This is a genomic window from Aestuariibaculum sediminum (genome assembly GCF_014596945.1).
Lineage (GTDB): Bacteria > Bacteroidota > Bacteroidia > Flavobacteriales > Flavobacteriaceae > Aestuariibaculum > Aestuariibaculum sediminum.
In genome coordinates, this window is sequence record NZ_JACVXB010000001.1 from 581,283 (window position 1) to 606,300 (window position 25,018).

The 25,018-nt window shown below is 34.2% G+C and carries 19 protein-coding genes; 7 read left to right on the plus strand and 12 right to left on the minus strand.

Annotated elements, in window-relative coordinates:
• Nucleotides 1-38 precede the first annotated feature (38 nt).
• Complete coding sequence (locus ICJ83_RS02725) at nt 39-1,007, plus strand: endonuclease/exonuclease/phosphatase family protein (RefSeq protein ID WP_188228816.1); 969 nt, start codon at nt 39-41, stop codon at nt 1,005-1,007.
• 66 nt (nt 1,008-1,073) lie between these two features.
• On the opposite strand, the gene ICJ83_RS02730 is transcribed toward ICJ83_RS02725, so the two are convergent.
• Entirely contained in the window at nt 1,074-2,984 is a 1,911-nt protein-coding gene (locus tag ICJ83_RS02730) for a DUF5689 domain-containing protein (RefSeq protein WP_188228817.1), read from the minus strand.
• 23 nt (nt 2,985-3,007) lie between these two features.
• Nucleotides 3,008-5,776 carry a TonB-dependent receptor domain-containing protein gene (locus ICJ83_RS02735; RefSeq protein ID WP_188228818.1) on the minus strand — a complete coding sequence of 923 codons (2,769 nt, stop codon included), beginning with the start codon at nt 5,774-5,776 and terminating at the stop codon, nt 3,008-3,010.
• Nucleotides 5,777-5,863: 87 nt separating this feature from the next.
• Here ICJ83_RS02735 and ICJ83_RS02740 point away from each other — a divergent pair, with 87 nt between their 5' ends.
• Complete coding sequence (locus ICJ83_RS02740) at nt 5,864-6,916, plus strand: endonuclease/exonuclease/phosphatase family protein (protein WP_188228819.1); 1,053 nt, start codon at nt 5,864-5,866, stop codon at nt 6,914-6,916.
• Between the two features lie 72 nt (nt 6,917-6,988).
• Here the strand turns inward: ICJ83_RS02740 and ICJ83_RS02745 are convergent, their stop codons facing one another.
• The 9 genes from ICJ83_RS02745 to uvrC all read right to left on the minus strand — a co-directional run bounded on the left by ICJ83_RS02745 (nt 6,989) and on the right by uvrC (nt 19,197).
• A complete protein-coding gene (locus tag ICJ83_RS02745; RefSeq protein ID WP_188228820.1) occupies nt 6,989-7,429 on the minus strand; it encodes a hypothetical protein in 441 nt (146 codons plus the stop codon).
• 164 nt (nt 7,430-7,593) lie between these two features.
• Nucleotides 7,594-9,213, minus strand: coding sequence for a glucose-6-phosphate isomerase (gene pgi / locus ICJ83_RS02750; protein WP_188228821.1), 1,620 nt, complete (start codon nt 9,211-9,213; stop codon nt 7,594-7,596).
• A 2-nt stretch (nt 9,214-9,215) separates the two neighbouring features.
• Nucleotides 9,216-10,547 carry a peptidoglycan DD-metalloendopeptidase family protein gene (locus ICJ83_RS02755; protein ID WP_188228822.1) on the minus strand — a complete coding sequence of 444 codons (1,332 nt, stop codon included), beginning with the start codon at nt 10,545-10,547 and terminating at the stop codon, nt 9,216-9,218.
• Nucleotides 10,505-11,422, minus strand: a complete 918-nt coding sequence (locus ICJ83_RS02760) for a tryptophan 2,3-dioxygenase family protein (RefSeq protein WP_188228823.1) — start codon at nt 11,420-11,422, stop codon at nt 10,505-10,507. The genes ICJ83_RS02755 and ICJ83_RS02760 overlap by 43 nt, the downstream gene beginning before the upstream one ends.
• Before the next feature lie 11 nt (nt 11,423-11,433).
• Nucleotides 11,434-12,213, minus strand: coding sequence for a DUF3108 domain-containing protein (locus ICJ83_RS02765; RefSeq protein ID WP_188228824.1), 780 nt, complete (start codon nt 12,211-12,213; stop codon nt 11,434-11,436).
• A 202-nt stretch (nt 12,214-12,415) separates the two neighbouring features.
• A complete protein-coding gene (hppD, locus tag ICJ83_RS02770) occupies nt 12,416-13,576 on the minus strand; it encodes a 4-hydroxyphenylpyruvate dioxygenase (protein WP_188228825.1) in 1,161 nt (386 codons plus the stop codon).
• Nucleotides 13,577-13,726: 150 nt separating this feature from the next.
• A complete protein-coding gene (locus ICJ83_RS02775; protein ID WP_188228826.1) occupies nt 13,727-14,884 on the minus strand; it encodes a homogentisate 1,2-dioxygenase in 1,158 nt (385 codons plus the stop codon).
• Nucleotides 14,885-15,165: 281 nt separating this feature from the next.
• A complete protein-coding gene (locus ICJ83_RS02780; protein WP_188228827.1) occupies nt 15,166-17,397 on the minus strand; it encodes a patatin-like phospholipase family protein in 2,232 nt (743 codons plus the stop codon).
• Between the two features lie 6 nt (nt 17,398-17,403).
• Complete coding sequence (uvrC, locus tag ICJ83_RS02785) at nt 17,404-19,197, minus strand: excinuclease ABC subunit UvrC (protein ID WP_188228828.1); 1,794 nt, start codon at nt 19,195-19,197, stop codon at nt 17,404-17,406.
• 130 nt (nt 19,198-19,327) lie between these two features.
• Between uvrC and ICJ83_RS02790 the strand changes: the two genes are divergently transcribed.
• Genes ICJ83_RS02790 through ICJ83_RS02810 form a run of 5 tightly spaced genes read left to right on the plus strand, consistent with a single transcriptional unit; the run spans nt 19,328 to nt 22,978 of the window.
• A complete protein-coding gene (locus ICJ83_RS02790) occupies nt 19,328-19,753 on the plus strand; it encodes an ATP-dependent zinc protease family protein (protein WP_188228829.1) in 426 nt (141 codons plus the stop codon).
• Nucleotides 19,750-20,628 carry a 30S ribosomal protein S6--L-glutamate ligase gene (rimK, locus tag ICJ83_RS02795; protein WP_188228830.1) on the plus strand — a complete coding sequence of 293 codons (879 nt, stop codon included), beginning with the start codon at nt 19,750-19,752 and terminating at the stop codon, nt 20,626-20,628. Before ICJ83_RS02790 ends, rimK begins: the two co-directional genes overlap by 4 nt.
• An 8-nt stretch (nt 20,629-20,636) precedes the next feature.
• On the plus strand, nt 20,637-21,629 hold the full coding sequence (locus tag ICJ83_RS02800; protein ID WP_188228831.1) for a succinylglutamate desuccinylase/aspartoacylase family protein: 993 nt from the start codon (nt 20,637-20,639) through the stop codon (nt 21,627-21,629).
• Complete coding sequence (locus ICJ83_RS02805) at nt 21,622-22,185, plus strand: 5-formyltetrahydrofolate cyclo-ligase (protein WP_188228832.1); 564 nt, start codon at nt 21,622-21,624, stop codon at nt 22,183-22,185. Before ICJ83_RS02800 ends, ICJ83_RS02805 begins: the two co-directional genes overlap by 8 nt.
• A 28-nt stretch (nt 22,186-22,213) precedes the next feature.
• Nucleotides 22,214-22,978 (plus strand): hypothetical protein, encoded by a 765-nt coding sequence (locus ICJ83_RS02810; protein WP_188228833.1) that lies wholly within the window; start codon nt 22,214-22,216, stop codon nt 22,976-22,978.
• A 72-nt stretch (nt 22,979-23,050) separates the two neighbouring features.
• Here ICJ83_RS02810 and ICJ83_RS02815 read toward each other — a convergent pair whose 3' ends face one another.
• Complete coding sequence (locus ICJ83_RS02815; RefSeq protein ID WP_188228834.1) at nt 23,051-24,937, minus strand: OmpA family protein; 1,887 nt, start codon at nt 24,935-24,937, stop codon at nt 23,051-23,053.
• Nucleotides 24,938-25,018: the final 81 nt, after the last annotated feature.

A 25,018-nucleotide genomic window follows, 5' to 3' on the forward strand; every position in this document is an offset into this window, starting at 1 on the left:
TTAATTTTTATATTTTTAAACCAAAATAAACCTATTCTATGACGAATTTTGATGATGCTGAAGTGAGACCCGAATTGCATACCACTGCATTTTACAATCTTGAAAATTTGTTTGATATCTACGAGAATAAGCATACCAACGACAACGATTTTTTGCCCATTTCTAAAAAAAAATGGACGCCTAAACGTTACGAAAACAAACTTAGAAAATTAAGTTATGCCATATCTAAAATTGGCAGGGTTGAAACCGGTAAACCACCGGCTCTAATTGGCTTGGCAGAAGTTGAAAATACCGTAACTGTTAAAGATTTAATTAATTATAATCATCTTAAAAATTACAATTACGACTTTGTACATTTCGATTCGCCCGACGAACGGGGCATTGATGTGGCTTTAGTTTATAACCAGGATATTTTTGAAGTTACGCATTCGGAGACTTTTAATATTGCTTTATTTGATGATGACGGTACTCCAGATTACACACGTGATATTCTACTAGTTTCGGGTAAGTTAGATAAGGTTCCAGTTCATGTATTAGTAAATCACTGGTCCTCGAGGCGAGAAGGTCAAAGAGAAACAGAAGCCAAACGTATGGCTGCATCAAATCGCGCTGGAGAGATAATAGAGAAGTTAAGACAGAAAACGCCTGAGGCGAAAATTATTATAATGGGCGATTTTAATGACGACCCTTCGAGCAATAGTATAAAATCGCTTGTTAATGAATACAATTTATACAACCCCATGGAAACTCTACGTTCTTTTAGTCGCGGTACAACCTACCATAAGAGACAGTGGAATCTTTTTGATCAAATTTTAGTTTCAACTAATTTTTTTGAAAACACACCCGATAGCTTAGAGTTTGAAACGGCCAATATTTTCGATGCCGATTTTTTAAAGCAGTTTAGTGGTAAATTTAAAGGCACTCCCTTTCGAACTTATGTTGGAAAAAAATATCATGGCGGTTACAGCGATCATTTTCCAGTTTATGCGATTTTTAAAAAGAATTGATCTATGTGAACAGAAATAATTCAAAAGAAGTTATATCATTAGTTCTAGTAAAGATGAACGAAATAATTACTCGATAGTAAAATTATCTAGATAAAGATTATAGGTCGACTCCTTTCCTATTTTTAATGCAAAAAAATCCGAATTGGTATTTGTTAAGTTTAAATCAGTTATTTCAGATAAATCTAAAGTTATAAGCACCCATTCTTCGTTTGTATTAATAACGCCTCCATATTGGTTGCTAGATGATGCTTTAATGGTTTTATCGTCAGAAACATCGCCAAGATTAAATCGATAATAAGCCCCATCGGTTTTGTATAGGTTTATCGAAATACTCTTATTGGAAGTCCCTTTCAAATAAAAATGAATGGTGTTATATGTATCGGTTAAACTACCATGTCCAACAGCTGTAAACACATAATCGTTTCCAGTGGCACCACCAGTTTTAATGTTTAGTCCTGTGGATTCGGCTAAGCCATTACCAGCACTTTGAGATGCATAATCTTGAATTCCTTCAGAATTTAAACCTGCTAAAAACGTATTATAATCTTCAAAATCGCCTCCCGGAAAAACCAATACGGCATTTTCAGAAGGACCTTCACTTTTTATATTTATTGCTTCCCCTACATAAAAATCATCGAGCTGAATTGTTGTGGTTATACCATTTGTTCCGCCTGAATATTTAAAACCGACATAAATAACTTCTCCTATGTATTCTGACAAATCTATTTCACCAGAAAACTTAAATTCAGCACCAAAACCACTAGAATTTCCCGTAGATAAAAACGGACTAATTTCATTCCAAGAGGCTTCATCAATCACACCCGAAAAATTATTAGAAATATAAACCGTTAAAGGGTCGCCATTGTTATAACCATCGTTTGAAGTGAATGACAGCACAGGATTTTTAGAGGCTGCATCGATACGAATTCCTGGAGAAATAAGCCAAGTTTCCATAATGGTTTCTCCAGAACCGTAAGCCTGCGCTTGAGCAACTAAATTATTATTAACATTTTCGAGTGTAAACACTTTTGTACCGCCCGAAGTATTCACGGTATACCACCCGTCTATCCTTAAACTTTGTCCTTTAATATAATCACCTTCAAAATTTTGTGTATAAGGTAAATTAAATGGATCGATAGGCATGTAAACTGAGGTTTCGCAACGTTCGTCATAAAATTTAACATCCTCGGTATCCCTAATAAATAACTGAAAATCGTTGTTATACTTGCTCAAAACACCAACTATTGTACCTTGTCCTTCAGGAAATAATTGATTTTTAAAATCTGAAAAGCCACTATTTCTTAAAATAATAAATGAATTATCTTCACAATTTTGAAGATACCGATTTGCGGTATACGAATTATTTGCATAGCCATAAGGTTGCCCTAATTCTTCATTTCGCAACTGCATGTTATCCAATTGAATCAACATGTTTATATAACTATCATTAAACTCAGAGGGCGTAATAATTTTTGGAATTATACTATCTAAAATAGGAGACCTCTTTATATGTTTTTTATAATTAAAGGCCGAGATTCTGGTAACACTTCCGCCGTGTAACGCTCCAATATGTAAGACACCGTTTTGTTCGTCCATACCTAAACCATTTAGTTTCACATAGATTTTCTGTCCTGGTTTATATAAAGCGAATAATGCTGTTACATCGATATCTATTTGAATCGCTGCTGTGGGATTTTCGGCTTTATCCTGAATGATTAAAACCTTATAAAAATTTCCGGCTTCATCGTTAGAAACTACATACCCCTCAATGATAAGTTCGCCTTCATTATTTGCTTCATTAAAATTTATAAGACTTCCATTATACATATTTTTTATTATTGAAATCGTTGTGTTTGCAGTAATATTTGGTTCGTCTAATTCTATTTTAGGAATGGCATAATCATCATTCTCAACACACGATAATAGCATAAACATTAATCCCAAAAATTGTAATTTCTTTTTTAATACGCTGTTCATTTTAACTCATATTTAATTTCAGTTTAAAACCTGAAGTATAGATTCAAGAAATAATTAGTACCTCGTCCATACCAGTATTTAGGACCAAAAACACGTTTATCGCGCGCAACATCTTCTTTTAACTCCCTGTAATTAGCACTCCTCCCCTGCTCAAATCCCCCTGTTTTATAAACCTTATCTAAAACATTACCTACACTGGCAAAAAATCCAACATAATATGAATCGATACGCCACGATTTACCCCCAACAAGATTAACTACCATATAATTGTCAAATTGTTCTTGTTTTAGCAGTTCGCGTGCAACGGATTCATCGTAATCATTAAACGGTAACCCATCCTCAGGGTTTTTATAAAAATTAGAGGTTCTTGTAATCGGACTAATATCCAAATAAGTGTTTGTAAAATAATTTGCTGTAGCTCCTAACCACCAATAATTGGGATCTCGATATTCGAAACCGAATGAGTAGGCGTGCTGCGGCCCGGAAGCCAATCGGTAATTTTTTAAATTGGCCTGACCTTGATTAACTGAAATACTATTAGAGGATAAAGTTAAACTGGGGTTATTTGCATAAAGATATTGTCCATAGGATACAGCTGCTTTAAGCTTGAAAGTTGATGTTATTTTGGCTTCAATGCCTGTTTCTAAACCTAAATATGATTTATCAATGCCTTGAATAATTTCGCTAACAAATTCTGAAGTCCCTTCAAAACCTGTAACGCCATCTGCATAATAAAATGCAATTTCATTGGCATCTTCAGTTTTAATATAAAATCCGGTTAACCTTGATTTTACAATGGGGGATCGATATATGTAACTAAAATCTAATGCCTTAATTTTTTCTTCTTTAATTTGTGGCACGACATTGTTATTAACACGCGCATTCGAAAAGGTATTTCGTAAAGATGGAGGGCGCTGCATATAACCTAAATTCGCTTTTAATATGTGCTTACCACTATATTTATAAGTTAATCCTGCTTTAAAACCAAAACCTGTAAAATGTACAGGATCGCTCTTTCCAACCGAATTACCTGCGTTAGCCTCATTGTCAAACACACCTTCTCTTTGATAATTCGTTTTTGATACAGTGGCCGCCAAGTAAAAATCGATAGTCTTGTAATTAAATTTTCCTTGAACGTAACCAGACATTAGGTTAGCAAAAAAGTTATAGTTATATTTAAACGTATCTCCCTCTTTAGAAATCTTATTGGGTTGTTGTAAATCGTATTGAAACCCATCAAATGCATCAACATTTAAAACCCCGTTACCGCCTAACAAATCAATAACTTCAGCATAATTTTCAGATTCCAAACGCTTATAATTAATAGAAGCATTTAAACTAACATGCCCATTCAATTCCGTTTGGAAACCAGAATTCAAACTAAGTTGTGTATCATCATTTCGATCTTCATACAACACATAACTGGCATTGGCTTGTGTGTTATTATAATTTGTTTGATATAAATGATTCCAATCGATTTGCCCGTAATTCAAAAATTCCTGTTCGGATAAATAGGCATTTTCATAATTGGCTTCAGGAGTCTGTGCTAACCAATAACTGGGTAATTTTTGATAATATGACGGACTCGGATTAGCACCGCCACCAATAGGGACGCCATCATTGTTCAATCTGGTTCCTCCATAATCTAAGCGGCTATTTCCAACTTTCCCAAATTGATAAGCTACATTGGTGTTTAGATGCGATTTAGAAGAAATATCCCAATAATGACTAAAAATAAAAATAGGTTCTTCTACATTCTTAATTCTGGAATTGCGCTTATTTCCCTGTTGCCAACCCCAGTATTCGTTATATTTTATCCCTTTTAAGTCATAAACTTCTTGCGTGTTTGGAGAAGACTTACCTCGTTTATTTGGGGCATAAATGGCCGTTAAATTTAAACTATGGTTTTTATTAAGATTTTTTTCAGCTGAAATAAAAAAAGAATTAGCATCGTATAGCGTAGCATCCTGAAATCCTTCGTTACCCCAACGTCTTGAGAACATGATTGCCAGTGCCCAATTATTTTTGAGCGATCCAGTGGCATAATTTATCATTAATCGATTGGTATAACTTCTATTTGATGAAGAATATGTGACCTGTCCACCTTCACGATAATGAGATGCACGGGTATTAATATTTGTGGTTCCCAATACATTTCCAAAATTATTGAATGAAGGCATTAAACCCGATGAAAATTCCTGTTGTCGCACCATTGCGTTAAGGCCTCCCCAATTGCTCCACTGAGGTCTACCGCTATACATTTTATTCATTTCTATACCATTAATTGACACTAAACTCATATCAGAATCGAGGCCCCGTAGCCTAAAAAAAGAAGCACTAAATTCAAATGCAGCGGTGCGTTGAAACACATCTAAAGAAGCCGATAATAATCCTGAAATATTATCGGCACCTCCGGTATCGTCATCTAATTCATCATCGGTAAGTACAATTGTATACATGTCATTAACGATTGATGTATCCTGCTCGAGGGTAATCCCAGACAAGTCTAACATTTTGGAAGGATTTATCACAATTGGAAAACGTTTGGTAATATAACCTACTTTAGATATTATTAAAAGATGTTCCCCTAATGGCAATTCATCCGACAAAACAAAAACGCCAAGATTATCAGTTGTCGTTGAAATGTTCGTTTTTTCGATTGCAACCGTTACCCCCTCAACATACTGCAGCGAAATATTATCCTTAACACGCCCTTTTATTTTTGCTTGCTGTGCCGCAGAAGCATATGCGAACACAAAACTTAATAACAAAATGAGTAGTAGTTTATTCATAAACCGTAAAGAAGGATTTTTACTACAATAAATATAATGTAAAATATTAATATATTAGTATTTTTCTTACATTTAAAATAATACACAATGACATTACTGAAATTATTTCTTCTAGGACTATTATTTAGTATAACGCAACTTGTTATTAGCCAGACGAAAAAGCAATATAAAGGACATGCTATAGCTTTTTATAATATGGAAAACCTGTTCGACACCATAAACGATCCCAATATTTTTGATGAATCGAGTCCGATTCTGAAACTTAAATTCCATAAATCAGAAGTTTATAAACAAAAAATTAAAAATATGGCTCGTGTAATAGCCGATATTGGAAAAGATGTAACCCAAAACGCACCGGCAATTATTGGTATTTGTGAAGTGGAAAATCGCGAGGTTATTGAGGATGTTATAAATGATTCCCTATTGCGTTCAAAATACTACGGCATTATTCACTACAATTCACCAGATGCAAGAGGTATTGATGTAGCTTTATTATACCAAAAACCGATTTTTACGCCCTTAGCAACAGAGTCTAAAACATTAAACATTTATGATCAGAGTACAGGAAAACGACAATATACCCGAGACCAGCTCATAGTTAGCGGACTGCTTGAGGGAGAACCATTCCACATCATAGTAAACCACTGGCCTTCTCAACGTGGTGGTCAGGCAAAAAGTGAACATAAAAGAATGACAGCAGCAAAATTGACCAAACAAATTATAGATTCGTTGCAGGCCATAGATCCTTACGCTAAAATTTGTATTATGGGCGATTTTAATGATGATCCTACAAGTGCTTCAATTAAGAAAGTACTGAAACCCCGAAAAGACAAATACAACCTTCCACTGAAAGCTATTTACAACCCATACAATAACTTATTTAAAAAAGGCTTTGGAACTACCGCATATAGAGATAGTTGGAGCCTATTCGACCAAATCATGCTAACACAACCTTTAGTGACCCAAGATTATTCGTCTTTTAACTTTTACAAAGCAGCCATTTATAACAAGCGCTATTTAATTGACCAAACAGGGCGTTTTAAAGGCTATCCAAAAAGAAGTTTTTCCAATGGATCTTTTACCAATGGCTACAGCGACCATTTTCCAGTATTTATTATTCTATTAAAAGTAATAGATTAAAACTTTCTGAAAGAATTAAGCAGAATCATCAAAATAAAAAAGGAAGCTTAATTGCTTCCTTTTTCTAATTTATTAACCTAACCATGCGTCCCATGGTATTCTGGACAATAACAGAACTAGACCTATAGTATAAAATACAGCTATTGGTTTTAATTTTGCACTTGATGTTAATTTCTTTTTATGTTTTGAATAACCAATAGTAATAAAGGCTATTGCCAAAATATTAACAAAAGGATGTTCTACCAGATATAACCGAGCCATAGCATTTTTCATGACTTCGCCTCCTAATTGTCCCCATAATTCAAATCTTGGAGAGACAAAATAAAGTATAATACCTATTAGTAACTGTGTATGAGTAAGAATTAATGTAAACAAGGCTAGCCTAAAATCTTTGGCTTCGTATTCTTTTTTACCAAACACCTTAATTAACGCGTTAATTACAGTTATTATTAATACAATGAACACCAAATACGCCCAATACGAATGAAGCGCTAAAATCGTTTTGTAGAACATGAACTTTTATTTTTTATTGAGTAACAAATGTACTAATTAAAAAAATAAAAAACCGCTTCAATTTTGAAGCGGTTTTGATAATATAAATCGTTTTTCTTTACTACAAAACAAATAAAATTATTAAAGGAGGAACAACCCTGTATTAATAATTATAGCATTACTTATTATGATTTTCCTTTATAGTAATTTAGAAGATTTTGAGTTGAGCTATCATGTTTAGATGTTGTACTATTACTAAACTCACTTAAAATTTTGTTTGCCAATTGTTTCCCTAATTCTACTCCAAATTGGTCGTAACTAAATATATTCCAGATAATACCCTGAACAAATATTTTATGCTCATACAAGGCTATTAACTTACCTAAACTTTCTGGAGTAAGCTTGTCTATAAAAATAGTATTTGTTGGTTTGTTTCCATCAAACACTTTAAATGGAACAAGTTGGTCTGGGGTGCCTTCCGCTAAAACCTGTTCTTTTGTTTTGCCATTTAATAAAGCTTCTGTTTGCGCCAGAAAATTAGACATTAACTTATCCTGATGGTCTTTATTATTATGCAAAGACTGAGTAAACCCAATAAAATCTGCAGGAATTAATTTGGTTCCCTGATGTATCAATTGAAAAAAGGCATGCTGTGAATTAGTTCCTGGTTCGCCCCAAATAATAGTGCCCGTTTGGTACCCTATTGGATTTCCGTCTCGGTCTATACTTTTTCCATTACTTTCCATAATACCTTGCTGCAAATAAGTTGCAAACTGATTTAGGTATTGCGAATAAGGAATTACAGCTTCGCTTTCTGCTTTAAAAAAGTTGTTATACCAAATACTTAACAAGGCTAAAATTACGGGAATATTGTTGCTAAAATCTTCATTTTTAAAATGCTCATCCATTTTATGAGCTCCTTTTAAAAGATTTTCAAAATTGTTGTATCCAATAGACAAACTAATTGATAATCCTACGGCACTCCATAAAGAAAACCGACCGCCAACCCAGTCCCACATAGGGAAAATGTTGTCTTCATCTATACCAAAAGCTTTAACATTATCGATATTAGTAGATACCGCTACAAAATGTTTAGCAATCGCTTCATCGTTAGCAGATTTTAAAAACCAAGATTTTAAAGTATTTGCATTAGAAAGCGTTTCTTGCGTGGTAAAGGTTTTAGATACGATTACAAAAAGAGTCGTTTCAGGATTTAGTTTTTTAATAACCTCATTTACATGATCGCCGTCTACATTACTAACAAAATGTGTCGTTAAATGGTTCTTGTAATATTGAAGCGTGTCAACCACCATAGCTGGTCCTAAGTCGGAACCTCCAATTCCAATATTTACAATATCGGTAAATGTTTTTCCGGTATAACCTTTTCTATGTCCATTAACAATATCGTTAGTAAACTTTTCGATTTTTTTCTTAACATCAAAGATTTCAGGCATGACATTTTTACCATCGACTTTAAAATCGGCCGATTGTGGTGCGCGTAGCGCCATATGTAATACCGAACGCCCTTCGGTTTGATTAATTGTTTCTCCAGAAAACTGACTATTAATAGCTTCTTTTAATTTAACATCATTTGCTAATTCAAGTAAATATGCTAACGTTTCCTCAGTAATTCTGTTTTTTGAATAATCTACATAAAAGTCGTCCCATTTAATGGTGAATTTGTTGGCTCGCTCTTCATCCTGAGCAAACAAATCTTTCATATGAACGTCTTTTACTTTATCAAAATGTTGTTGTAGTTTTTTCCAAGATGTTGTTTCTGTTGGGTTCATGTTTGGTAATGCCATGTTTAAGAAGTTGCTTGTGTAATAACTGGTTGATTAGTTTGACTATCCTCTATTTTTTGAGGCCTAAAGTTTGTATTGTCTAATCTGTATTTTATAGGTTTTATAAAATCTAAATATTTCGATTTTAAGCTATCTGGAATAGGTTTTGCTGCTGGCAATTTCTGCTTAAATGGATCTACCTGTCTTCCGTTTACCCAAAAACGGTAACAAACATGTGGACCACCGGTATATCCTGTCATACCAACCGAACCTATTACATCGCCTTGTTTCACATAATCACCAGGTTTCACATTACGTTTCTGCATATGTAAATATTGGGTTTCATAGGTACCATTATGCCTAATTTTAACATAATTACCATTACCTCTGGTGTACGACGATTTAGTTACGGTACCACTAGCTGTCGCCATAATTGGCGTTCCTATGGGGGCAGCAAAATCAGTTCCTTTATGAGGCTTTACTTTGTAACCATAAACCGCAATGCGACGCTTTAAATTATAACGTGACGAAATTCGACTAAATTTTACAGGAGCTTTTAGAAACGCGCGACGTAAGGTTTTGGCATCGTCATTAAAATAGTCCACAATCCCTTTTACACTATCGGTTTCGTATCGAAACGCATAAAACGGTTCGGTATTATGCTCGAAATACGACGCTTTTACATCATGAACGCCAACATAAATGCTATCGTCAATATACTTATCGGTGTAAATGACTTTAAATCGGTCACCTTTTTGTAAACGTCTAAAATCAATCGTCCATGCATAAATATTATCGGCCAAAATATTGGTTAAAACCGGACTAATTCCCTGTTCATCCAAAGTTTCAGATATACTGCTGTTTATTACTCCTGTTGCGATTTTTTCAACATATTTAATAGGCTTTTTGCTTTTGTAAGCCTGAATAGAATCTTTAGTTTCAAAATTAATAACGACGTAATCTTCCAAACTAGGCTGGTAAATGAAGGTTTTTGGAAGTTCTAATGAATCTTTCGAGCACAATATCGTGTATGGTTTTCCTTTTTGAAAAAAACGCGCTATATCGTATGCTTCTTTTGCCTTCTCGGCAATGTGAAATATTTGTGGATACCCTATTTTATTACGCTCTAATATTTGACCGAAACTTTCGCCACTTTTCACCGTATCTCTTTTTACCACATAATCATCTAGATTAAACCCAAATTCAATATTTTTTTTAGGTTCTACAATGGCTAATTCTGGTTTTACTTCTTCTACTGGCTTTTCCTTGTCTTTACAGCTCACAAACCCTAGGGCTGCCAGCGCTAATGTTGTTAAATATCTGTTCCCCAATTTTCTATTTCTTTCTCTGTCCATAACTCTGGAAAAAATATTCTCTTTTGATATTTTGGATGCATGTATTTCACCCATTCACTTCCTCCTGTTGCTTCGGCAGTTTTACCGCCAATATTTAAATAATGATTTGCTGTATTATAGTGCGCCATGACCCATTTTATATTTACGGTATAATCGTAATGTCTCATAGCTTCAATTAGAGCTTTATCTTCTCTGGCTTCCTTTGGAAGTGCCTTAAATTTTGCCCATAAATTGTTCTGATAATAAAATTTGGTAAATCTAATAAATTCGTCTTTGTATTTTTCTTCAAAAACTGTTAAAGTATAGCTCTTTTTACCTGTTTTAAAATCTTTTCCGGCGGCTTGCCAATATAAATGCTCGAAAGCATTTTCATAAGAGGAGTTTCTATCTATAGTATCGCGAAATCGTTTATCGATTAAATTGATTAACTCGGTAGAAGCAAATTCAATTTTTCGATATTGAGCACTTTGAAATCCGCTTGCTGGAGTAAGTGCTTGTCTAAATTTATTATATTGTTCTACATCCATACCATCTTTCATTATACTGAAAGATGATGTTAACATATCGAAATAACGACTAATTCTCATAATTTTAGTCGTAAAAAATTCGGCGTCCACCTTTTCGGTTTTAGCCACTTGTTCGATTTCCCAAAGTATCATCTTAAAAAGTAATTCATTTACCTGATGATACATGATAAATACCATTTCGTCTTTAAAAACCGTACGTTGTACCTGTAGATTTAATAAGGCATCCGTTTGAATGTAATCCCAATAATTTAAGGGCTTACTTTGCAATAAACCTTCGAGATAGTCTTCAACATCTTGGTCTATAGCCTCGTATTTTTCCTTAAGCTGATGAGTTAACTTTTTTTTCAAATGATTTGCTATTATTCTACTTTAATCTTAAACGAATGTTTTAATCCCTTGTAGGCTTCAAGGTCTGCTCGTAACGAACCAACAGCCAAGTCCGCCTTAATTCGCAAAGGTACTTTATTTTTATCTTTTGAAACCCAAAGTGTTAAACTTTCTTCTTCTTTAAATACGCGTCCTGCCATTACATATGGTCTAAATTTTAGAGCATGCACATAACCAAAATCGGTTTCTATAGTTTCTTCACCTAAATATTTTAGCTTAAAACCATAGTTTTCCTCATCAAAAAACATGTCGGTTCTAATTTCCTGTCCATTTTTTAAACTATTCACATCTATATTATCGCGTAAATAGTAGTAGGTAGACACCATATCCTGCACATTCTCCGGTGTACTAAAAACTCGTTTTGTGTTGTGTTTTTTGTTATACACATGCGCTTTATTTGCGGTATGATCGAAATTAATTTCAATGTCTTTTATATGCCCGCCTTCATCTATTTTTCGAATAAAACGGTATGGAATGATAGCATTTTTATCGAAATAACTCTCGTACAAGTCTTCAACCCTAAAAAACCATTTTATCATTCCCGTTGTCCAGCCTTTACCTACAACATGATAAACGTCTTTACCTTTTAACTTGGTTTCTTTTACAGTAAGGGTGGCATTACCAGCCTTTAAAAATCCACTGTAACTCATTCTGAATTTGAACCACTCACCTGCACCGAAAGAGGATTCCTGCTGAGCAATTGTTTTCGGAATTGTACATATTACCAATAATATAAGTAGTATCTTTTTCATGCGCATTTGGGTAGTTGTAATTTAACTTTATAATTAAATTTTTATTGCTTTTTAATTAAGGAATCACAATTACTATTCCAAAAATATGAAAATAACTTGTACAGCCGGTAATATTAAGAAAGCCTTAATACTTAAATAATGTGGTGTGAAACAAAAAAACCATCATTAAAAATGATGGTTTTTAAATAACTTAAAAATATAATTAAAGTGTCCCTCGGTTAGCTTGCTCTCTTTCAATGGACTCGAACAATGCTTTAAAATTTCCAGCACCAAAACCTTTAGCTCCCATGCGTTGTATTATTTCGAAAAATAAAGTTGGACGATCTTCTACGGGTTTCGTGAAAATTTGAAGCAAATAACCTTCTTCGTCGGCATCGATCATAATGCCTAATTTTTTTAAGGTTTCAATATCTTCCCGTAACTTATGGTCATGAGCATGTAAACGCTCTGGAACTGCCTGGTAATATGCCTCTGGCGGTGTTGACAAAAACTCTACCCCTCTGGCTCTTAAACTGGAAACGGTTGAAATGATATCGTCGGTAGCTACTGCTATATGCTGCACACCGGCCCCTTCATAAAAATCCAAATATTCCTCAATTTGTGATTTTTTCTTGCCTTCGGCAGGTTCATTTATCGGGAATTTTATACGCCCGTTACCGTTACTCATTACCTTACTCATAAGCGCAGAGTATTCGGTATGGATTTGCTTATCATCAAACGACAAAAAGTTTTCAAATCCCATAACATCTTCGTACCACTTAACCCAGGTGTTCATTTGGCCCCAACCTACATTTCCTACCATATGGTCTATATATTTTAACCCAACAGGTTCGGGGTTATAATCAGATTTCCACTCGCGGAATCCCGGCATAAAAGTGCCGTTGTAGTTTTTTCGCTCTACAAACATATGTACTGTTTCGCCATAGGTATAGATTCCTGAACGCACTACTTCGCCAAACTCGTCGGTTTCGACGGTTGGTTCCATATATGATTTTGCGCCTCTACTGGTAGTTTCTTCATAGGCTTTTCGAGCATCCTCTACCCAAAGAGCCACAACTTTTACTCCGTCGCCATGCTTTACAATATGGTCATTAATTGGTGACTTACTGGATAAAGGTGTAGTTAAAACCAGTTTTATTTTGTCTTGTTTTAACACATAACTTACTTCTTCTCGAGACCCTGTTTCTAATCCTTTATAAGCAAAAGACTGAAACCCAAATGCCGATTTATAAAAATGTGCAGCCTGCTTAGCATTCCCCACATAAAACTCAACATAATCGGTCCCTAAAAGCGGAAGAAAATCTTTCGCTCCTTTAAATATCTTTTCTAAACCGTAGTTTACAGATTCTATATCTTTACTCATTATTTCTATGTTTATTCGTTTAAATGTTGTTTGATTAATTATCCCAAAACTTCAAATAGCCCTGATTGAGGCTTTGTTGGAGCTCTTTAAAACTATAACAGTTACCCATAATCGTTTTAAAAGCGACTGCCGAAAGCAGGAAACAGCTTCTTATTCTAACCAAGATTTATAATAGTTTTCATCGGCAATTTTTAAAGCTTCTTCGGTTACCATTAGTGGTTTAAATGTATCGACCATTACTGCTAACTCCTCGGTTTCGGTTTTTCCTATACTGCGCTCGGTAGCTCCTGGATGCGGACCATGAGGTATACCAGCCGGATGTAATGATATATGTCCAGCTTCGATATCGTTACGACTCATAAAATCGCCATCAACATAGTATAAAACCTCATCGCTATCTATATTACTATGGTTGTAAGGTGCAGGAATCGCTTGTGGATGATAATCGTATAATCGCGGCACAAAACTACACACCACAAAAGCATCGGTTTCGAATGTTTGATGCACTGGCGGTGGTTGGTGTATGCGACCTGTAATGGGTTCAAAATCATGAATTGAAAATGCATATGGGTAATTATACCCGTCGTAACCTACCACATCAAATGGATGCGACGCGTAAATCATTTCGATAATTTCACCCTGCTTTTTCACTTTTATTAAAAATTCGCCACTTTCATTATTGGTTTCAAGCTCAGACGGTCGACGAATGTCGCGTTCACAAAACGGCGCGTGCTCTAATAATTGTCCGAACCAGTTTCTGTAACGTTTTGGCGTATAAATAGGTCGATGTGATTCTACGATAAACAAACGGTTATCATTCGTATCGAAATCTATTTTATAAATAACACCTCTCGGAATTAATAAATAGTCACCGTATTTAAAATTTAAATTCCCAAGATGTGTTCTTAATTTACCCGTGCCTTTATGAATAAAAATAAGCTCATCGGCATCGGTATTTTTATAAAAATAATCTCGAATAGACTCTTGAGGCGCCGCTAAAATAATAGCACAATCAGTATTAACTAAAATTGTTTTTCTACTGTTTAAAAAATCGGCTTCTGGTTTCACTTGAAATCCACGAAAACGATAAGACTGAATATTATTAGACTTTGCTATTTTTGGTTTAACACTATACTGATTTAATATATTTTTTACCTGAGTGGGACGTTGTTCGTGATAGCTGTTTGTAGACATACCATCGAAACCAATGGTTCCAAACAATTGTTCGTAATATAGCGTGCCATCTGGTTTTCTAAACTGTGTGTGACGTTTAGGCGGAATATTTCCTAATTTATGATATAAAGGCATTTTATTAAAGAATTAAAGTTATACATTAAGTTATATGTCCAGTAGGCTTGCACAACATAACTTTTTTGTCTCGATGTTTTGGGCTTTGAATTCTTAGAGGTATTTGGCAGTTATAGCAATATACTACACTACGCCACTCAGGATCGCCCGTGTAGCGAATTTTTATTCAGGGTTTCTCTTAATCAGATAGTGAAGAAACAACAATAAATCTTGCCAAAATACTTGCATAACATTACAAATATCGTAAAAAAATGACGCAAAAAATAAATATACATTAAATTTTAAAACCTAAAGCCCACATTAAAAAACCATTTACTTCTACCAATATCGGGAGTATAACTATATTTTACTTGAATTGGGCCTAAAAATGTATCGATTCCGTAACCTAAAGCATAACCACTGTAATCGGGAAGTGTAAACCACTCTCCTGAATCGAAAATATCGTCTTCAATATTTGCCCAGTTCCCTTCTAAGGTAATGTAATGCTTTTTAAAGATTTCATAATTTACAATAAAAGCTCCTTTAACGAAACTATTCCCTGTTAACGAAATATAATCGTAGCCTAAAAATGGTGATAAATTATTTATAAATTCGGCTCCGTATCCTCCTAAAGCAAAATCTAAGCTTTTTGTTGTTTTATCGCCTATTTTAAAACCTCCACTAGACAAGATATTAAACGCCAACTTTTTAGATACACTAAAAGCATAACCTATATCGGCCTTGGCTATTGTAAAATCGTTGAAATCTTGATTAAATGAAGAAGCCCATAAATACATATGTAAATCGCCATCAAAATATACGCCGCGTTTAGGAAAGTATTTGTTATCGTAGCTATCTATTTTCATGGTTCCAAAAACACTTAAATAATCGGTTTGCTCAAATACGGTCTCATCTTCTCTGGCATTTCTCACAAAAGTTTCTGACTTCATTTCTAGACGCTTATGCTCTCCTCCCATAGCTAAAGCTATATTTTTCCGGAATAAAGTTTGCACATAAATTTGATTGGTTTGATCCTCCAATTGGGTTTCTAGCTTGTTTATATCGGCATCTATAATTTCACTTTCATCTAATAAAAGTTGGGCATTAATACTTTTTTTAAATTGATTAAATCTGGACTTTATACCAATACTCCAATAAAATCCTTTATCGATAAAATACTCAAAATTATAGCGTACATTATCGCCTAATATAAAATCTAATGAAGCAATATCACTATCGAACAGTAAACGCTTTTTAGTCAAGTTTATTAGTGCCGCACTTTTATACAACTCGTCGTAATGCAAACCAAATTTCAAAAATGTTGTTGCCTTTGTTTCATGAAGATACGTTACTAAATCATAATCGTTCGTGCCAGATCTTTTGATTAACTTATATTCGAATGAATCGAAATTATTTGTTGCGATTAAATTGTTAATGCCTTTATTAAATTTATCGTAGGTTACTGTTTCGTTACTCTTTAATTTCAATTTTCCTAATACATAGGCTCTTGTATATTTATCATTTCCGCGAACTACAATACTGTGAATCGCTAACGAATCCTGTGGCTTTATTTTTATCCTAGATGGGCTAGGCGCTCCTTGCTTTGCTATTAAATTTTGAAGCTCATCCTTTTTATCTAATGCCGATTTGACTCCATTTTCAATAATGCTGGCACCTTGATCGAATGAAACCACAGAGTAATCCTTAATATTTGGTTTAATGTAAATATCGGTTTTATTCCTTTTGAGTTTCATATCGTTAATGGTTCTAAAATTATTAATTTGAACCAAAACATCAAGTGCTGAAGCCAACTCCTCCCTATTTGCCAAACCGTCCTGAACATCGACTCCAATAATAACATCCATACCTTTCGCTCTAAGTTCATCTATAGGGTAATTATTTATTACGCCGCCATCGATTAGCACCTGATTTTTAATAATTACAGGCTGAAATAATGATGGTAAAGCCGCACTCGCCATTACAGATTGAGCCAGATTGCCCTGATCGAGCATAACCTGCTCTCCTGTTTCTACATTTGTAGCGATACAAAAAAAAGGAATTGGTAATTTATCGAAATCACGAATTTCGTTTGCATTTAGAGTTAATTTAGCAATTAAATTATAGGTGTTCTGACCTCTTGACAAGGCCGATGGCAATTTTAGTTTAAGCTTGTCGAAAGGAAGTGTTACGGCATATTTTTCAGAATTATTGCGCTCAAAAAATGGTTTCGACGACCGAGGTAAGTCATCGTTTATAAGTTTATCGAAATCTATTTCTCTAAAAACCGAATCAAGTTGTTTCCCTGTATAACCTGCAGCATAAAGCCCGCCTACAACAGCTCCCATACTGGTGCCCGCAATATAATCGACTTGCACCCCCATACTATCCAGAACCTTCAAAACCCCAATATGCGCAAGTCCTTTTGCTCCTCCTCCACTTAGTACCAAGCCCACTTTAACCTCTTCGGCTTTTGTGTTCTGCGAACGTCCTGCAAAACAAACCAAAAGAATAAAGACTGTAATTACGGACCTCATAAAATATTAATTATTATGGTAATAGTTGTAAATTTTTTCGGCCCTTGAAGTTCCAACCACCGCCTCAAGTTCGTCAAGTTTAGCATTGGCGACTCGTTTCACCGATTTAAAATGCTTTAATAAATCTACGATTGTTTTTTCACCTATCCCAGAAATTGTTTCAAGTTCTGTATTTAAGGCATTTTTACTTCTTCGGTTTCTATGATGTTCAATACCAAAACGGTGGGCTTCATTGCGAAGTTGCTGTATCACCTTTAAACTTTCACTTTTTTTATCGAGATATAACGGAATGGGATCTCCTGGATAAAACAGTTCTTCCAAACGTTTGGCAATGCCTATTATCGCAATTTTTCCTCTTAAATCCAATCGCTCCAAACTTTTTAACGCTGAATTCAACTGACCTTTACCCCCATCTATGATAATAAGTTGCGGTAAAGGCTGATTTTCATCTAACAGGCGTTTGTATCGGCGATATACTACTTCTTCCATGGAAGCGAAATCGTCAGGACCTTCTACCGTTTTTATGTTAAAATGACGATACTCTTTTTTACTGGGTTTTCCATTTTTAAACACCACACAAGCAGCCACTGGATTAGTTCCCTGAATATTGGAATTATCAAAACACTCAATATGTCGAGGCTCTTCATGAAGTCTTAAATCGGCTTTCATCTGTGCCATTATTCTATTGGCATGTCTATCGGGATCGGTAATTTTAATTTGCTTAAACCGTTCCATACGATAGTATTTCGCATTGCGAAGCGATAAATCGAGAATGTGTTTTTTATCGCCTAATTTAGGAACCGTCACTTTAATATCATTTCCTAAATTTACTTCAAATGGCACATAAATTTCTTTGGATTTTGAATTGAATCGTTGCCTGATTTCGGTAATTGCCAATTCGAGTAACTCCAAATCGGTTTCATCTAGTTTTTTCTTAATTTCCAGCGTATGTGATCGAATAATAGAACCATAGGATATTTGCAAAAAATTTACATAACCGTAGCCTTCATCACTCACAATAGAAAACACATCGACATTACTAATTTTTGGATTAACAATGGTTGACTTTGCCTGATAATTTTCTAGAACCTCTATTTTTTCCTTAATCTGCTGGGCGTCTTCAAACTGCATACTAGCTGCAAAATCGTTCATTTGCCTACGAAACTGATGGAGTGAATCTTTAAAATTTCCTTTTAATATTTCTTTAATTCCAGTAATCTGCTCTTGATAAGCTTCTTCACTCTGGTAACCTTCACAAGGGCCTTTACAATTCCCTAAATGATACTCTAAGCATACTTTATACTTTCCCGCTTCAATTTTAGATTCCGACAAATCGTAATTACAGGTGCGCAGCGGATACAAACCTTTTATTAACTCTAGTAAGGTAGATACCGTTTTCATGCTGGTATAAGGTCCAAAATATTCACTGCCATCTTTAAAAACACGACGGGTAGAAAACACCCGAGGAAAACGTTCCTTTTTTATACAAATCCACGGATAGGATTTATCGTCTTTAAGCATCACATTATACCTTGGCTGATACTTTTTAATCAAATTGTTTTCCAGCAACAATGCATCGGTTTCTGTCTCAACTACAATATGCTTTATACTTGCTATTTTTTTTACCAGAACGCGTGTTTTTCCGTTATCGTGTGTTTTATTAAAATACGAACTCACACGCTTCTTTAAATTCTTGGCTTTACCCACATAAATTATAGTGCCGTTGGCATCGTAATATTGGTAGACACCTGGTTGATTGGGTAGCGTTTTTAATTGTATTTCTAGAGCTGGTTTATCCATCAATTCAAAGGTAATTATTTAATTTTTTATGGATAAAATTCATTATATTAAATCTTTAAAACTTATTAGGGTTTAATACTTTTTCAATTAACTAATTTGGTACATTGCGCCACGATTATAAAACTATAAAATGAGCAAAAAAATTATTGGCAGAGCCGACATAATCAGTTTCCCTAAACTAAGTTTGTTCGACATTAATGTTAAGGTTGATACTGGCGCCTACACTTCTGCCATACATTGTTCTGAGATTATTGAAGAAAACGGATCCTTAAGGTGTACGTTTCATAGCGATGTACACAAGAATTTCGGAAAAACTGAAATTGTGTTCGACGATTATTCCCGAACCAATGTAAAAAGCAGTAATGGCTTTAAAGAAAACAGATATAAAATTAAATCTGATGTTATCTTTTTTGGGAAAACCTATAAGATTAACTTAACTTTAAGCACTAGAGACGACATGAGATTCCCCGTATTAATTGGAAGACAGTTTTTAAAACGCAAATTTTTAGTTGACGTCGATTTAGAAAATGTTTCCTATAATTATAAAAAGCAATGAACATAGTTATTCTTTCTAGAAATCCAAACCTATACTCTACAGAAAGACTTATTAAAGAAGGCGAAAAAAGAGGTCATAATGTTGAAATTATCGATCCTTTAAAATGCGATATTATTATTGAAAAAGAAAAGCCAACCATATACTATAAAGACCGTTATTTAGATTACGTCGATGCCGTAATTCCAAGAATTGGTGCATCAATAACCTTTTACGGCTGTGCAGTAGTACGTCAATTTGAAATGATGGGGGTTTTCACCATCGCCACCTCCGATGCGATACAACGTTCCCGTGATAAATTACGTAGTTTACAACGCTTGAGTAAAGCAGGTATTGGTATGCCAAAAACCGTATTTACAAACTATTCGCGAGATGTTGAAGAAGTTATCGAACACGTTGGTGGTGTTCCTGTAATTATAAAATTATTGGAAGGAACACAAGGATTAGGAGTCGTACTAGCCGAAACAAAAAATGCAGCCGAATCCGTTTTAGAAGCTTTTAATGGTTTAGAGGCTCGTGTTATCGTTCAGGAATTTATAGGCGAAGCCAAAGGAGCCGATATTCGTGCTTTAATTGTAGAGGGACAAGTTGTTGGCGCCATGAAACGACAAGGCAAAGAAGGTGAATTTCGCTCTAACCTGCACCGTGGAGGATCGGCCGACATTATAAAATTAAATGATGCCGAATTACGTTTAGCTATGAATGCTTCACGTGTACTTAAATTACCTGTTTGCGGTGTAGATATGCTACAATCAGCACGTGGACCATTACTTTTAGAAGTGAATTCCACTCCAGGATTAGAAGGTATTGAAAAAGCTACAGGAAGAAATATTGCTAAAAGTATTATTACTTATATAGAACGAAACAGACTCCTTTAAACGACTCTATGACAACAACTAAACCGGATATTTTAACCATTCTCGATACGCGTATATTACCTGGAGAGAGTAAAGAAGTTAATTTCGATGTGGCTAACCTTCATACCTCATCGCCGGTAAATGTTCCCGTAATTATAGAACGTGCTAAAAAACCAGGCCCTGTTGTATTATTTACAGCAGGTATTCATGGCGACGAAGTAAACGGTGTTGAAATTGTTCGACAGCTCATAGCTAAAGGACTAAATAAACCAAAATGCGGAACCATAATTTGCATACCCGTTATTAATATTTTTGGGTTTATAAACTTAAAACGAGAATTTCCCGATGGTCGCGATTTAAATCGGGTATTCCCTGGCACCATCGACGGCTCGTTAGCCAGCCGGGTCGCTCATAAATTGATTAACGAAATTGTGCCCTATGTCGATTATATTATCGATTTCCACACAGGTGGTTCGGGTCGATTTAATGCGCCGCAAATACGTATTGCTAAGGACAATAAAGTCCTAAATGATTTAGCTAAAGTCTTTGCAGCTCCATTTGTTTTATACTCTAAAAACCTAAACAAATCGTTTAGAAATACTTGCTTCAAACTAGGCAAACCCATGTTACTTTTTGAAGGCGGAAAATCGTTTCATATAGATGAATCGGTTACCAGCGCCGGACTTAACGGTTCGAAACGCATACTGGAACATTTAGGCATGCTCAATTTAAAATACAAAACAAAAAAAGCAAAATCCGAACCTGTTTTCATTAATGAAAGCCGGTGGATTCGTGCTCATTTTTCAGGCATGTTTCGGGCTGCCATACCTATTGGCTGCCAAGTAAAAAAAGGTGATGTTTTAGGTAACATTACCGACCCTTACGGAAAATTAAACCACGAAGTAAAGGCAACTAATTCAGGATACATTATTAATGTTAATGAAGCTCCTATCGTATATCAGGGTGATGCGCTTTTTCATATTTCTAAAAAATTAAAAGTTAAAAGAGAACAACATGTTTAAAGCTGAATTGCGTGAAACTTACAAACAACTTAGACACAACTTACTGATTGATGACATTGAAAATTTAAGTCTGGAAATCGCCAACAAGCTATTAAAACTTCCAATCTGGAATGCGTCATTTTACCACATCTTTTTATCCATTACAGAACACAAAGAAGTTAACACCGATTATATTTTAAATATCCTTTCCGGAAAAGACAAACATATTTTAGTTTCTAAAAGTGACTTTAAAAAAGGAACTATGCGTCACTTTTTACTAACAGATAGTACGTTGATAAAAAAGAACAGTTATAATATACCAGAACCTGTTGATGGTATTGAAATAGAAACTACAAAAATTGATGTGGTTTTTATTCCCCTTTTAGCCTTCGATCAGGAAGGAAATCGTGTTGGCTATGGCAAAGGCTTTTATGATCGGTTTTTAGATGATTGCAAGCCAGAAACCATCAAAATAGGATTATCGTTTTTCGAAGCAGTAAATCGGATTGATGATTGCAACAATCATGATATTAAACTGGATTACTGTATAACTCCGAAACAGGTTTATACTTTTTAATTATTTTTAATATAAGTACAATATTAACATGACAAATCCGTATAGAATACACCTCAACAAATATTTTGAAACAATTACGGATTTTAAACATACTTGTAACCGCTTAAATAAAATATTACTCAAAGATGTTGAAATATATACTTCAAAAGGAGCTAAATATATTTCTGCAACCTCATTAATTATTGGAGACTGGACAGGGCCCACGGAAAATGGATGGAAGTTAAATTATCACACAGGGGTTAATAAAACTACTTTCAAAGAAAATTACGCAAAAGAAATTAACAAAGTGCTTTCAAGAGAATTTGGTTTAGCCTTTGCTCAATGCTATGAAGCATTTGAGACTCTATTAAAAGACTTGGTTTACACGAAAATAATTACGGATGAATCATTTAAAAATTCATTATCCAAGAATAATGATTACTCAAGAAACCGTTTAAAGGGTGGTGAAGATATTTTTAAATTAATTAAAAAAGCTGGCAAAATAAGATTTGCTAAATATTCAAAACAAAATAATACTAATTTTAAATTTAAAGAGATATTCAAAATATTCTCAGAAATACGTCATGCAATAACACATTCGAAAGGCAATTTAAAAACTTCAAAAATCCCTAATAACGATTATTACAAAAGACTATTTGAATATCTATTCCCTCTTAATAGATTAGAAAATGATCTTATAAATTTAAAGTTCAATTATAAAACACTTGACGATCTATTAATTCATTTAGCTGAGTTTGGATATCAAATTTTTAAAATTTTAAGTAAAGAAGATGGTTATGATTGGAAAATTTAAAAGCTTTATCTTAGAAAATGTAAAACTTATATTATTTGTTGTCTCATCAATAAATTAACATTCACTCTGGAATTATTCATTACAGCTCTCGCAATAGGTTTTTCTTAAATATTCGTCTTCTAACAACTGAAACGTTACACCTCCTTTTTCAATAGAATTAAATAATTCACAAAATCTTGTTTTATTCATGTTTGTAGCATTTAGCAATACGGTCCTGTAATCGGGATCCTTGGTTAACTTTGAATTGATTAACGTTAAGTTTAAATAATAAAACAATAAATCTTCGTCTATATCAATGCTTCTTGCTTTTCGCTCCAGTAACTGCACCGCTAAATCGGTATTAGCATAAAAACTGAAGAACTGCGCTAAGCTTAAATAATCGAAATTAGACATTGGAAAATTTTTGTAATTGTTCTTAATAAAATTTACGGATTTATCTTTACTAGCATAATCTCTAGATCGCATGTAATTTTCGGCTTTTATAATGTGATAATTAACCATCATTCTATCCATTAAACCCGAGCCAATTCCATAATTTCTTAAAGCATAAATTTGAGATTTAAAGGCTGCCTCATCAACTTCTATAGCATTGTAGCGCCACAATTTCATTTTTACCGCAACTAAATTATACTTAATCCCAGCGTCTTTAGGTGCTAATTCCTCTAGCTGTTGTAATTCGTCATAAACTATAAGAGCCTGCCTGAAATCAGACATATATTTATAAGCCGAATTTTTATTGAAAATTTTTACGAATTTTTCCTGCATTGGAATCTCCATTTTTCCCAAAATATCGGGGGCAGTTTCGTTTAATCTTATTTTCTCAAAAATAGAATTTTGAATATCTATTACTTCATCTAAATTACCCGCAGCAACCTGGCCGTTAAACTTTTCTAATAACGCATTTGCGGTAGCATCTTTATACCTATCCTTTTTTTCCAACCCCAATTCTATCACTGCTTTTCTATGGTGCTTTAATATAGGTTCCATTTCTCGCGAAACAGGCCCTTTAATAGCCTCTCGCACTTCTTGTTTATTTTTACTCGATAAGTAATTGTATTTGGTTCCTTTAATGTCGTTATAAAATTCAACCCAGTTTTCTGAAGCAGTAACTTCTGTTTTAATCGTTGATTTTTGAAAGGCTTGTAATGCAGACACAATACTGTTAGCACGAAGTTGTTGCAATTCTATATTTCTATGCTCAACGCCTTCAATAGAAGAATACCCTTTTATATCAATAGTTTTAATGTTAAAATCGGTCAATCGTAAAGAATCGTAAATGGGTTTAATATCGGCCTGTGAATATGTAGATTTATTTTTTTGAAAGGGAATTATAAATTTCAAGGTTTTATTTCTAATTGTATAGGCATCTTGTTTGGACGATGCTATACGTTTGGAATCATAAGTTAATTCATCGAGAAACATCCCCATATCAAGTAAATCCCAGGCATAAGATTCTAAATCGTAAATAACGTAGTACTGACACAGGTTTTTATTATTTAAAAATAAAATATTAAACTCCAGATCCTCCCGTAACAAGCCTGCTGGAATTTGACCAACCGCCACACTATATCTATTTTCTCCAGTTAATTTTAAACCTCTTTTTAATGCTTCTGCGTAAACTGGTTTTAATAAAAAGCCCCTTAATTGTCTATCTTCTAAATTTTGAACAGTACAGTTGTAACGGTTTTTAGAAACAATTTCAATTGCAAGACCGTCTCCCGTATTTACAAGTAAAGTTTCAAACCATTGCTTATCGTTAACCACAAAAGACAATTGTGATCCTTCTCGATTTATAGAAAATTTGACTTCCTTGGGTTTTTGTTGAAATGCCTGAAAACAGGCTTTACACTTTTGATCTCTGTCCGTACCTGGAAAAATAATGTCGTAAGTATTTTGAGAGAACGTTTGAAAATAAGATAATAGCAAGAATGACAGAATGGCGAGGGAAAGACCTTTCATTTAAAACGAGAGTTAAAAAATTAATTAATTATCCTATAAAGTTAAGAAACCTTACAGATATACAAATACCTAATTATACGT